The organism is Streptomyces aurantiaciflavus, assembly GCF_049808595.1.
In the GTDB taxonomy this organism is placed as follows: domain Bacteria; phylum Actinomycetota; class Actinomycetes; order Streptomycetales; family Streptomycetaceae; genus Streptomyces.
In genome coordinates this window covers 1-11,650 of the sequence record NZ_JBNCAQ010000071.1, presented here as the reverse complement: position 1 = coordinate 11,650, position 11,650 = coordinate 1, and the positions used below count along the sequence as shown (strand labels likewise).

The following is an 11,650-nucleotide window of genomic DNA, read 5'->3' as shown; positions in this document are numbered from 1 at the left end:
GCCCGGGGTCCGGGGCGAAGCCCCGAGGCGAGGGCCACCTCTCAACCCACCGAGTCGGGCGGGCGGGTGGGCAAGGCGCCGGGGCGCAGCCCCCGGCAGGGGTGCAGGGACGCAGTCCCCGCCCGGGGTCCGGGGCGCAGCCCCGAGGCGAGGGCCACCTCTCGACCCACCGAGTCGGGCGGGCGGGTGGGCAAGGCGCCGGGGCGCAGCCCCCGGCAGGGGTGCAGGGACGCAGTCCCCGCCCGGGGTCCGGGGCGGAGCCCCGGGGTGGGGGGACCTCTCGACCCACCGAGTCGGGTGGGTGGGTGGGCGAGGCCCGCTCAGAAGCCCAGCTTGCGCAACTGCTTGGGGTCCCGCTGCCAGTCCTTGGCGACCTTCACATGCAGGTCCAGAAAGACCGGCGTGCCCAGCAACGCCTCGATCTGCTTGCGGGACTTGATGCCGACGTCCTTCAGGCGGCGGCCCTTCGGCCCGATGATGATCCCCTTCTGGCTGGTCCGCTCGATGTAGATGTTCGCGTGGATGTCGAGCAGCGGCCGGTCGGCGGGCCGGTCCTCCCGCGGGAGCATCTCCTCGACGACGACCGCGATGGAGTGCGGGAGCTCGTCCCGTACGCCCTCCAGCGCGGCCTCGCGGATCAGCTCGGCGACCATCACCTGCTCGGGCTCGTCCGTGAGGTCCCCCTCCGGATACAGCGCGGGCCCCTCCGGCAGCATCGGGACCAGCAGGTCGGCCAGCAGCTCGACCTGCTTGTCGCCGACCGCCGACACCGGGACGATCTCCGCCCACTCGATGCCCAGCTCCTTGCCCAGCTGGTCGATCGCGATGAGCTGCTCGGCGAGCGCCTTGGGCTCGACGAGGTCGGTCTTCGTGACGACCGCGACCTTCGGTGTCTTCTTGATCCCGGCCAGTTCCTTGGCGATGAACCGGTCACCGGGGCCGATCTTCTGGTCGGCGGGCAGGCAGAAGCCGATCACGTCGACCTCCGCCCAGGTGGTGCGGACCACGTCGTTCAGCCGCTCCCCCAGCAGCGTCCGCGGCTTGTGCAGCCCCGGGGTGTCGACGAGGATCAGCTGCGCGTCGGGCCGGTGGACGATCCCGCGCACCGTGTGCCGCGTCGTCTGCGGCCGGTTCGAGGTGATCGCCACCTTCTTCCCGACCAGAGCGTTCGTGAGGGTGGACTTGCCCGCGTTGGGGCGGCCCACGAAGCAGGCGAAGCCGGCACGGTGAAGGGTCCCGGCCGACTGCTCGGATGACTGGTTACGAACGCTCATGGCCCCCATTCTCCCTGATCCACGAAGCCCCGCCGCACACACGAGCGGCACCGGCCCCCGCCGTGAGCTTCCCGAAACCCGCACGCAATGAAACACCACCGAAACACCCCCGTACGCGGCCGGTAACGCGGCACGGTGACCCTCTGACGAGCCCTCACCCGTTGGAGACGACCGTGACCCTTGCCGCCGCGCAGATCGACACCGGCGACACCGCCTGGCTGCTCGCCGCCACCGCCCTCGTCCTGCTGATGACCCCGGGCCTGGCCCTGTTCTACGGCGGCATGGTCCGCACGAAGAGCGTGCTCAACATGCTGATGATGAGCTTCGTGTCGATCGCCCTGGTCACGGTGGTCTGGCTGGCCGCTGGCTACTCCCTCGCCTTCGGCGACGACCTCGGCGGCGGTCTCATCGGCGGCCTCGACCACGCCGGCCTGGCGGGCCTCGGCCCGGACAGCGTCCAGGGCACGGTCCCCACCCTTCTGTTCGCCACCTTCCAGCTGACCTTCGCGATCATCACGGCGGCCCTGATCAGCGGCGCGATCGCGGACCGCGCGAAGTTCGCGGCCTGGCTGGTCTTCGTCCCGGTCTGGGTGCTGCTCGTATACGTTCCGGTCACCCACTGGGTGTGGGGCCCGGGCGGCTGGATCCTGGACCACCTCGGCGCCCTCGACTTCGCCGGCGGCCTCCCCGTGGAGATCACCTCGGGCGCCTCCGGCCTGGCGCTCTGCCTGGTCCTCGGCCCGCGGCTCGGCTTCAAGAAGGACGCGATGCGTCCGCACAACCTTCCCATGGTGATGCTGGGCGCCGGTCTCCTCTGGTTCGGCTGGTTCGGCTTCAACGCCGGCTCGGCCCTCGGGGCCAACGGTCTCGCGGCCGCCGTCTTCCTCAACACGCTCGCCGCGGGCTGCACGGGCCTGCTCGGCTGGCTCTTCGTCGAGCAGAAGCGCGACGGCCACCCCACCACCCTGGGCGCGGCCTCCGGCGCCGTCGCCGGCCTGGTCGCCATCACCCCGTCCTGCGGCTCGGTCTCCCTGCTCGGCGCCCTGGTCGTGGGCCTCGCCGCCGGTGTCGTCTGCTCGTACGCCGTGAGCTGGAAGTTCAAGCTGAACTACGACGACTCCCTGGACGTCGTCGGCGTCCACCTCGTCGGCGGCGTCATCGGCACCCTCCTCATCGGCGTCTTCGCCGTCGAGTCGATGACCGGCGGCACGGAGGGCCTCCTCTACGGCGGCGGCCTCGCCCAGCTCGGCAAGCAGCTGGTGGCCGTGGTCGCCGTGGGGGCCTACGCCTTCCTGGTGACGTACGGCATCGGCAGGCTGCTCGACAAGGCGATGGGCTTCCGGGCGGACGAGGAGCAGGAGCACACCGGCCTGGACCTTACGGTGCACGCCGAGACCGCATACGATCACGGCGTCCTGGGCCACGGCGCCCCGGTCAGCTCCTCCCCCGTCCCCTCCGTCCAGAAGGCCAAGTCCCAGGCATGAAGCTCATCACCGCGATCGTCAAGCCGTACCGTCTCGACGAGGTCAAGACCGCCCTCCAGGAGCTCGGCGTGCACGGCCTGACCGTCACCGAGGCCAGCGGCTACGGCCGCCAGCGCGGCCACACCGAGGTGTACCGCGGTGCCGAGTACCAGGTCGATCTGGTCCCCAAGGTGCGGATCGAGGTCGTCGTCGAGGACGCCGACGCGGACGCCGTCATCGACGCGATCGTCAGCGCCGCGCAGACGGGGAAGATCGGGGACGGGAAAGTGTGGGCGCTGCCGGTCGAGACGGTCGTACGGGTGCGCACGGGCGAGCGCGGTCCCGACGCGCTCTAGGCTCCGCGGGTCCGGCTGACTTTCTGGTGCGGGTGTGCGGGGGCTGGTCGCTCCCCCGCTGCCGGCTTCGCTCGCGCGGGGGCACCCCCGTCGCGGCGGAGCCGCAAGATGTCGACGCCCCGCGCCGCTTCGGGCCGCCTGCGCCGTCGCCTGATCAGCAGCCACACGCCGACGGCCGACGCCGACGCCAGCACCCCCGCCACCAGCCAGGGCACCGCCACGAACGACGCGGTTGCCGACTCCCTGGAGTCTGTGGCGGTCGCCGTCAGCTTCACGTCCGTCCAGTCGAGCTGGGGGGCGTCGTTCCAGCGTTCCGTCAGGTGGACGCGTTGGCCGGGGAGGAGCTGGGAGGGGATCTTCTTCAGGTCTCGGGTCAGGAGTGTGCGGCCGAAGAGACCGTTCGCCTTCAGTTCCACCTTGGGCTGGAGGGTGACGTTCCCGGTGTTGTGCAGGGTGTAGGAGATCGTCGCCGTGCTGTCGCCGAAGCCCGGGACCAGGGGCTGGTGGTGGCTGACGCGGACGTCCTCGACGGCGAGCGCCGGCAGGGTGGGCCCGCTGACCTGCAGGTAGACACGGGCGCCGACCGCCCGCTGCACCCCGAGCGCGACCCCGCCGCCGCCCTTCTCGACGCGTTCGTCGAGCGCCACGATCGCTCCCGGGTGGTCGCCGGGCTCGGCGTCCTTCGGTACGCGGATCCGGACCGGGACGGTGACCGACTTGTGGCCGGGCACGGTGACCCGGTCCTTCGCGGGCTTGGCCCACGCCCCCACGCCCCGCATCCGTTCCCCCACCGTCCGCACGGCGAACCCGCCGTCCCGTGGGGTGTTGTAGGCGTCGGCCGCGTAGAGCCGGAAGGTGAGGGGCTGGTCCGTCTTGTTGGCGACGACGACCTTGTCCTCGAGTGCCTGTCCGGGATCGGCGGTGAGGTAGAAGTAGGGCCGGGCGGCCACGGCCGAGGCGACGGGGTGGACCGACCAGCTGCCGTTGTCGGCGGCCCGGGCGGGCGCGGCGAGCAGCAGAGTCAGCAGGAGCGGCAGGAGCGGCAGGAGCGGCAGGAGCGGCAGGAGGAGGACGTACGGCTTGCGCATGGGTGCGGACCCCCACGGGCGGTGGACGGTGGGTGGACGGGCGGGTGCGGACCTGTGGGGCGGGCGCCCGGCCACCGGTGGAGTGGGTTCTGTGCTCAGGTGAGCGTGAGGGTCAGGACGCCGGTGTACGTGCCCGGAGGCGTGAACGCCGGTACGTCGAGGGAGAGTTGGGCGTCGGCGGTGAACTCGCCGCCGGTGAGGGTGGCGTCGGGGGCGGAGGCCAGGGTCGCCCCGGCGCTGCCCACCACGCCCGCGGAACCGGCCCGGCAGGTGCTCGGGCTGCCCGCCTTGGTGACGCAGGCCGGCGTCCAGTTCAGCTTCCCGGCGGGGATCTTGGCGCCGGGACCGGTGAAGTCGCTGACCTTGCCGGTCAGGGACCAGCCCGCGGGTCCGCCGCGGAAGTCCTTGACGGTCACCGTCTTCAGCGCGCCGGTCGAGGCCCCGCCGGTGCCGAAGTCGACCGCCGACAGCTGGACGGCGTCCCCGGCCTGGGACATCGACAGGGTGCCCGCCTTGACGGTCGTCGTCAGCTTCTGGCTCCCGTCCGGTACGGGTGTGTCGTCGATGACGACGTACGCGACGGGCCCGGCGCCCTTCTCCGCGTTCCACGCGCTGCCCTCGTACGCCACGACACCGGTCGTGGTGCGGTCGCCGACCAGGAGGGAGCCGCTGAAGCGGCCCTGCGCGTCGGCGGTCGCGGTCGCGGTGTCCGCGGTCTGCGCGGCCCCGGACCGCCCGGCCAGGGTGACGGTCGCGCCCGGCGTGAAGTCGCTGCCGGTGACGGTGACCGGGGCACCCGGCGCGCCGGAGGCCGAACTCAGGGTGATGGAACGGGTGTTGGCCGGCGGGTTGGCCGACGCGGTGACCGTCTCCGACACCGGGGCGGGCGGGTTGGTCACCGTGCAGGGTGTGTCCAGCTCCAGGATGTAGCTGGTGTGGATGTTGTAGTCGCCGGGCGAGAGGGTGATCGCGCCGGGCGCGGTGACCGTGAAGGTGCCGGTCATCGAGAACGACGGGAAGGGGCCCTTGCCGGGCACCGGGTCGTTCTTCTTCGGTCCCGCGACCGTGACGCTGCCGGTCTGCGCGCCGCCGAGGGTGACCTTGCCCGTCGGGGTCATGATGTCGGCCGGCAGGGCCAGGTCGGTGGGGTTGCTGGCGGCGGGCTTGACCACCGTGTACGTCACCGTGACGGTGTCACCGACCTTCGGGGTGGCGTTGTCCACCGTGATCTTCCCGGTGGTGGTGCCGTCGATCGGCGGGATGCCCGCGATGGGCGGCGGGACACAGTGCGTGGGGTAGTCCACGTCCACGGACGCGGCGGTGGCGGGCGCCGCCAGCGCCCCGCCCGCGGTGACCGCGAGCGCGGCCGCCCCGAGCAACGCGCTCCAGCGCCGTCTTCGGGATCTCTGGGGTGTCGAACCCATGGATGCCCCCTCCTCAAGGGTGCGGGCGCAGCGGCTCTTCTGCGCCGACAGGGGGCATTGATGTGCGGATCGCGTGAGAAGTCAATGCATGCGCCGTGGTGAACTGATGGACCGTCAGGTTCCTGCGCGCGGGGGAAACCGACGGTCCATGACGCGCTTCTCAGTCGAACACGAACGGGCCCGGCGACTGCGGCGCGGCCGCCGTGCAGGTGACGGTGATCCCGAAGACGACCATCTTCAGGGAGCCCCGGTAGAAGTCCAGGCTGTCACCGGAGGCCACGGTCCCGCTGAGCGGACCGACCACGATCGGGGCGCCGGTGGCCATGGCGGGGTTCACGGTGCCGGTGAAGACCCTGGCGGCACCGGTCGAGTTCGCCATCGTGAGCGTGGAGTTGATGCTGTTCGCGCTGATCGGGATCGGCGCGGTGATCGCGCTGGACGAGAGGGTGAGGGTGGCCGAGGTGCCGTTCTGGGTGGCCGTGAGGGTGGCGGCTCCGCCGCCGAACAGACCGCAGTTCGCGGTGACGGTCGCCGTCGTGGGGGCGACGGCGGCGGCGGACGGCGCGAACGCCAGCCCGGTGACCGCGAGGGCCCCGGCCAGCAGTGCCGCACCTGATCCGATTCGCTTGCGCATGGGGATTCCGGTCTCCTTCCCGGATTGCGAAGACGGACGGCCGGACGGGACGGCGGGTGCGGGCGCCGGACCCGGTGGGGGGTAGATCTGACGGTCCGTCGGAACCAACGGCTCCATTGACGCGTCCGGGGCGGGGGGACGGCAAGGTTGAAAACCGGCCTAACTCGAGCCGGTGACTTCCCGGCCCGGTGAGATCGGTGGGCGGCCAGGGGAACCGGGGGCCCAGGGGGCGGCGCCCCCTGGTACGTCAGCCCGCGGAGACGGTGAGCCCGACCGTCCCGTCCGGCGAGGCCACCAGCACCGGAGTCGCCGGCCCGCCGAGATCCCGTACGGCAGCCAGGTCCTCGGTCGGGACGCCGCCGGCGTCCGTCACCACCGCCGCCGCCTCCAGCGACTTCGCCCCGGACGCCACCGCCATCGCCACCGCCGTCCGCAACGCGCTCAGCCGCAGCGACGGCAGATCCACCGTCCCGGCGACATACGTACGTCCCGTCTCGTCCCGTACGGCCGCCCCCTCGGGCACACCGTTGCGGGCCCGCGCGGAACGGGCCAGGGTGACGATCTTGCGGTCCTCGGGGTCGAGCGCGTTGCTGTCGGTCATGTGCCGAGCATACGAAGACGCCGGACCGGCGGGGCCTCAGGGGCGGTCGAGACGCAGCCGCTCCGCGCGCGGCAGGCCGGCGACGACCAGGTCGTACGAGTCCTCGATCAGCTCGCGGACCAGACGGTCCGGGAGTTCGCCGTCGACGGTCACGGTGTTCCAGTGCCGCTTGTTCATGTGGTAGCCGGGGACGATCAGACCCGGGTGATCGGAGCGCAGGCGGACCGCGTCATCGGGGTCGCACTTGAGGTTGACCGTCAGGGGGCGGGCGTCCAGGGTCGTCAGGGCGAAGAGCTTGCCGCCGACCTTGAAGACGGAGATCTCCGGCCGGAAGGGGAAGTCCTCGACGGCCGCGTTGAAGGACAGGCAGAAGGCGCGCAGCTCCTGGGGTGTCACTCGGGCTCCTCCTCCTTCGGCTTGCCCATGGGCTCCACCAGAACCGTGACAATCTTGTTGCGCCGGCCGGCGGCGGCCTCGGCGGTCAGCCGCAGATCGCGTCCGTCGGGCAGCTCGACCACCGAGGAGGCGCCGGCGATGGGCACGCGGCCCAGTGCCTTGGCGAGCAGCCCGCCGACGGTCTCCACGTCCTCGTCGTCGTACTCCTCCAGGCCGTACAGCTCGCCGAGGTCGGTGATGTCGAGGCGGGCGGTGACCCGGTAGCGGTCCTCGCCGAGCTCCTCCACCGGGGGCAGCTCGCGGTCGTACTCGTCGGTGATCTCGCCGACGATCTCCTCGAGGATGTCCTCGATGGTGACGATGCCGGCGGTGCCGCCGTACTCGTCGATGACGACGGCGACGTGGTTGCGCTCCTGCTGCATCTCGCGGAGCAGGTCACCGGCGTTCTTGGTGTCGGGCACGAAGGCGGCGGGCCGCATCGCCGTCGACACCAGCTCGCTCTCCGCGTCCCGGCTGATGTGCGTCTTGCGGACCAGGTCCTTCAGATACACGATCCCGACGATGTCGTCCTCGCTCTCCCCGGTGACGGGTATGCGCGAGAAGCCCGAGCGCAGCGCGAGGGTGAGGGCCTGGCGGATGGTCTTGTAGCGCTCGATGACGACGAGGTCGGTGCGCGGGACCATGACCTCCCGCACGAGCGTGTCGCCCAGTTCGAAGACGGAGTGCACCATGCGGCGCTCCTCGTCCTCGATCAGCGACTCCTTCTCGGCGAGGTCGACCAGCGCCCGCAGCTCCGCCTCGGAGGCGAACGGACCGCGCCGGAAGCCCTTGCCCGGGGTGAGCGCGTTGCCGATGAGGATGAGCAGGGACGGGATCGGTCCCATGATCCGGGCGAGCGGCAGCAGGACGTACGCCGCCGCCGTCGCCGTGTTCAGCGGGTGCTGGCGGCCGATCGTGCGCGGGGAGACGCCCACGGCGACGTACGAGACCAGGACCATCACGCCGATCGCCGCCAGCAGGGCCCAGGCGGTGCCGTCGATCTCCTTCAGGCAGGCGTACGTCACCAGCGCGGCCGCCGCCATCTCGCAGGCGACGCGGACCAGCAGCGCCACGTTGAGGTAGCGGGTGGGGTCGGCGGCGACCTGCGCGAGTTTCGCGCTGCCGCGCCTGCCGGAGCGTACGGCCTCCTCGGCGCGGAAGCTGGAGACACGCGCGATGCCCGCCTCGGCGCAGGCGGCGAGCCACGCCACGACGACCAGGGCGATCGCGCCGGAGACCAGGCCGAGGCTCATGAGACGGTCGGGGCCGGGGACGGACCGGTCAGGCCCTTCTCCGCACGCCAGCCGTCCACGATGGCCGCCTGGAGGCCGAACATCTCGGCCTTCTCGTCGGGCTCCTCGTGGTCGTAGCCCAGCAGGTGCAGCACACCGTGGACGGTGAGCAACTGGAGCTCCTCGTCCATGGAGTGCTGGGTGGGGGCCTCGGCCCCCTGCTTGGCCGCGACCTCCGGGCAGAGCACGATGTCGCCGAGGAGGCCCTGCGGGGGCTCGTCGTCGTCCTTCGACGGCGGACGCAGTTCGTCCATCGGGAAGGACATGACGTCCGTGGGCCCCGGCAGGTCCATCCACTGGATGTGCAGCTGCTCCATGGCGTCGGCGTCCACGACGATCACCGAGAGCTCGGAGAGCGGGTGGATGCGCATCCGTGCCAGCGCGTAGCGGGCGATGTCGAGAATCGCCTGCTCGTCGACCTCGGTTCCGGACTCGTTGTTGACGTCGATCGACATGGTCGTACTCGCGCTACTTCCCCTTGTGCCCGGACTTCCCCCGGCCGCCCTTGTGCGTGCCGTTCTCCGTGCCGTGCTTGTCGTCGTACTTCTCGTACGCGTCGACGATACGGCCCACCAGCTTGTGCCGTACGACGTCGTGGGACGAGAGCCGGGAGAAGTGCACGTCCTCGACGCCCTCCAGGATGTCCTGGACCTGGCGCAGACCCGACTTGGTGCCGGTCGGCAGGTCGACCTGGGTCACGTCACCCGTGATCACGATCTTCGAGTCGAAGCCGAGACGGGTGAGGAACATCTTCATCTGCTCGGGGCTCGTGTTCTGGGCCTCGTCCAGGATGATGAAGGCGTCGTTGAGCGTGCGGCCACGCATGTACGCCAGGGGCGCGACCTCGATCGTCCCGGCCGCCATCAGGCGGGGGATCGAGTCGGGGTCGAGCATGTCGTGCAGCGCGTCGTAGAGCGGGCGCAGGTACGGGTCGATCTTCTCGTAGAGGGTGCCCGGGAGGAAGCCCAGGCGTTCGCCCGCCTCGACCGCCGGGCGGGTCAGGATGATGCGGTTGACCTGCTTGGACTGCAGGGCCTGGACCGCCTTCGCCATGGCCAGGTACGTCTTGCCGGTACCGGCCGGGCCGATGCCGAAGACGATCGTGTGCTTGTCGATCGCGTCGACGTACCGCTTCTGGTTGAGGGTCTTGGGGCGGATGGTGCGGCCGCGCGAGGACAGGATGTTCTGCGTCAGTACCTCGGCCGGGGTCTCCTGGCCGTCGCTCGTCCCGTTCTCACTCGCCCGCAGCATGGCGATCGAGCGTTCCACTGCGTCCTCCGTCATCGGCTGCCCGGTGCGGAGCACCAGCATCATCTCGTCGAACAGGCGCGCGATAAGGGCGACTTCCCGCGGGTCGCCGACCGCGCTGATCTCATTGCCCCGGACGTGGATGTCGGCCGCCGGGAAAGCCGTCTCGATCACGCGCAGAAGGGAGTCGCCGGATCCCAGCACGGTCACCATGGGGTGCTGGGCGGGAACGGTGAACTGTGCTCTCGCCTTGCCCTGCGCGGGCGTGTGAGCTGTGGGTGTCTGAGTCATAGGCCGGCCCGAAGGCCTCTACGTCCTCCCGGATGCGTCTCGCCTGCCACGAGGGCGGCCTGGCGAGTTCAAGGGTACGCCAGGGGGCTGACATCGCCGTAGGGCTTTTCGACCGGGTGTTCCCCACTGGTTCGGGTGGGAGGGTTCGTTCGGCTGCCGGTTCGGTTGCTGGTTCGGTTCTCGCTCGGTTCTGGTTCGGCTGCTGGTTCGGTTCTGGCTCGGTTCTGGGTCGGCTTCGTCCTTTTACGCCGACCGGCGGAAGCCGATCGTGGGGACCGCCCTGCGGCGCGGCCACGGTGTGACCTCCTGGGTGGGGAGCAGAGGTGTCAGGAACGCGTACCGGCGCAGGGCCTCGGGGTCCTGTTCCTCCACGGACTGCACCCTGCGCCACCAGCCCGCGATCTCGGACCAACCGGGGGCGGAGAGCGATCCGCCGAACTCCTGGACCGAGAGCGCCGCTGTCAGGCCGGCGAAGGCCAGGCGGTCGGCGAGCGGCCAGCCGGCGAGCGTGCCGGTGACGAAACCGGCCACAAAAACGTCCCCGGCACCGGTGGGGTCCAGTGCCTCCACCTCGATGGCCGGAACCTCCGCGGACTCGCCCGTTCGGCGGTCCACCGCGTAGGCGCCGTCGGCACCGAGGGTGACGACCGCGACCGGTACGTGCTCGGTGAGGGCGTGGGCGGCGGCGCGGGGGCAGGTGGCGCCGGTGTAGCGCATCGCCTCCTCCGCGTTCGGCAGGAAGGCCTCGCAGTGCTCCAGGTCGGGCAGGCCGGCCAGGTCCCAGGCGCCGGTGTCGTCCCAGCCGACGTCGGCGAAGACGCGGGTGCCGCGGCTCGCGGCCTGGGCGATCCAGGGGGCGCGCTTGCCCGGGGTGAGGGAGGCGACCGCGGCTCGGGCGTGGGGCGGGGAGTCGGGGGCGGTCTCCTCCGGGGGTGGTTCGTGGCCGTGGGAGACCATCGTGCGCTCGCCCTCGTAGGCCATGGAGACGGTGACCGGGGAGTGCCAGCCGGGGACGGAGCGGGAGGCGGTGAGGTCGATGCCCTCGCCCTGTTCCAGGGCGTCCCAGCAGTACTCGCCGTAGTGGTCGTCTCCGAAGGCCGCGGCGAGGGACGTCTTCAGGCCGAGGCGGGCGAGGGCGGTGGCCATGTTGGCCACGCCGCCGGGGCTGGAGCCCATGCCGCGGGCCCAGGACTCGGTGCCACGGACGGGGGCGGAGTCGAGGCCGGTGAAGATGATGTCGAGGAAGACGGTGCCGGTGAGGTAGACGTCCCAGGGCGGGTCGTCCGGGGTGCGCAGGCCGGCCAACGGGTCTGCCTGGGCGTGGCGGTGGTGTTGGTGGTGTACCTCTCCGGTGGGCATGGTGGACGCGGTCACTGTGCGCTCCCTGACGTGGTGCCGATCTGGCCAGTGTGCACCACGTCACTGACGGCACGCTGAGCGTCGTGACGGAACGGGGGGTGGGGTCGCTCCTGTGGGTGGGGGCTCGTATGCGCCTGCGGGTGGTTGCTCCCGGGGGCGCCTGATGGCGGTGGTGGGTGGGTCGG

Annotated in this window: 12 protein-coding genes; 2 read left to right on the top strand and 10 right to left on the bottom strand. The window is 71.4% G+C overall.

Going from position 1 to position 11,650, the window contains the following annotated elements:
* Nucleotides 1-320: 320 nt before the first annotated feature.
* Nucleotides 321-1,274 (bottom strand): GTPase Era, encoded by a 954-nt coding sequence (gene era / locus ACPT94_RS41935; RefSeq protein ID WP_360347687.1) that lies wholly within the window; start codon nt 1,272-1,274, stop codon nt 321-323.
* A gap of 173 nt (nt 1,275-1,447) precedes the next feature.
* Between era and ACPT94_RS41930 the strand changes: the two genes are divergently transcribed.
* Both ACPT94_RS41930 and ACPT94_RS41925 read left to right on the top strand, forming a co-directional pair.
* Nucleotides 1,448-2,758: an ammonium transporter gene (locus tag ACPT94_RS41930; RefSeq protein WP_360347685.1), complete on the top strand. Its 1,311-nt coding sequence runs from the start codon at nt 1,448-1,450 to the stop codon at nt 2,756-2,758.
* Entirely contained in the window at nt 2,755-3,093 is a 339-nt protein-coding gene (locus tag ACPT94_RS41925) for a P-II family nitrogen regulator (RefSeq protein WP_360347682.1), read from the top strand. The genes ACPT94_RS41930 and ACPT94_RS41925 overlap by 4 nt, the downstream gene beginning before the upstream one ends.
* Here the strand turns inward: ACPT94_RS41925 and ACPT94_RS41920 are convergent.
* From ACPT94_RS41920 to ACPT94_RS41880, 9 genes are all read right to left on the bottom strand, one after another.
* Complete coding sequence (locus tag ACPT94_RS41920; protein ID WP_425248138.1) at nt 3,090-4,181, bottom strand: WxL protein peptidoglycan domain-containing protein; 1,092 nt, start codon at nt 4,179-4,181, stop codon at nt 3,090-3,092. The two genes, ACPT94_RS41925 and ACPT94_RS41920, sit on opposite strands and share 4 nt — an antisense overlap.
* A 95-nt stretch (nt 4,182-4,276) precedes the next feature.
* Nucleotides 4,277-5,605, bottom strand: coding sequence for a WxL domain-containing protein (locus ACPT94_RS41915; protein WP_425248137.1), 1,329 nt, complete (start codon nt 5,603-5,605; stop codon nt 4,277-4,279).
* Nucleotides 5,606-5,765: 160 nt separating this feature from the next.
* Nucleotides 5,766-6,239, bottom strand: a complete 474-nt coding sequence (locus ACPT94_RS41910) for a hypothetical protein (RefSeq protein WP_360347674.1) — start codon at nt 6,237-6,239, stop codon at nt 5,766-5,768.
* Nucleotides 6,240-6,486: 247 nt separating this feature from the next.
* On the bottom strand, nt 6,487-6,840 hold the full coding sequence (locus ACPT94_RS41905; RefSeq protein WP_360347671.1) for a cytidine deaminase: 354 nt from the start codon (nt 6,838-6,840) through the stop codon (nt 6,487-6,489).
* 36 nt (nt 6,841-6,876) lie between these two features.
* A complete protein-coding gene (locus tag ACPT94_RS41900) occupies nt 6,877-7,236 on the bottom strand; it encodes an MmcQ/YjbR family DNA-binding protein (protein WP_425248136.1) in 360 nt (119 codons plus the stop codon).
* The gene (locus tag ACPT94_RS41895) at nt 7,233-8,528 is read right to left on the bottom strand and encodes a hemolysin family protein (protein WP_360347665.1); all 1,296 of its coding nucleotides are present in this window, start codon (nt 8,526-8,528) and stop codon (nt 7,233-7,235) included. Before ACPT94_RS41895 ends, ACPT94_RS41900 begins: the two co-directional genes overlap by 4 nt.
* On the bottom strand, nt 8,525-9,022 hold the full coding sequence (gene ybeY, locus ACPT94_RS41890; protein WP_360347663.1) for an rRNA maturation RNase YbeY: 498 nt from the start codon (nt 9,020-9,022) through the stop codon (nt 8,525-8,527). The genes ACPT94_RS41895 and ybeY overlap by 4 nt, the downstream gene beginning before the upstream one ends.
* A gap of 13 nt (nt 9,023-9,035) precedes the next feature.
* Nucleotides 9,036-10,106, bottom strand: a complete 1,071-nt coding sequence (locus ACPT94_RS41885; RefSeq protein WP_360347660.1) for a PhoH family protein — start codon at nt 10,104-10,106, stop codon at nt 9,036-9,038.
* A gap of 243 nt (nt 10,107-10,349) precedes the next feature.
* A complete protein-coding gene (locus ACPT94_RS41880) occupies nt 10,350-11,465 on the bottom strand; it encodes a carbohydrate kinase family protein (protein WP_360347825.1) in 1,116 nt (371 codons plus the stop codon).
* Nucleotides 11,466-11,650: the final 185 nt, after the last annotated feature.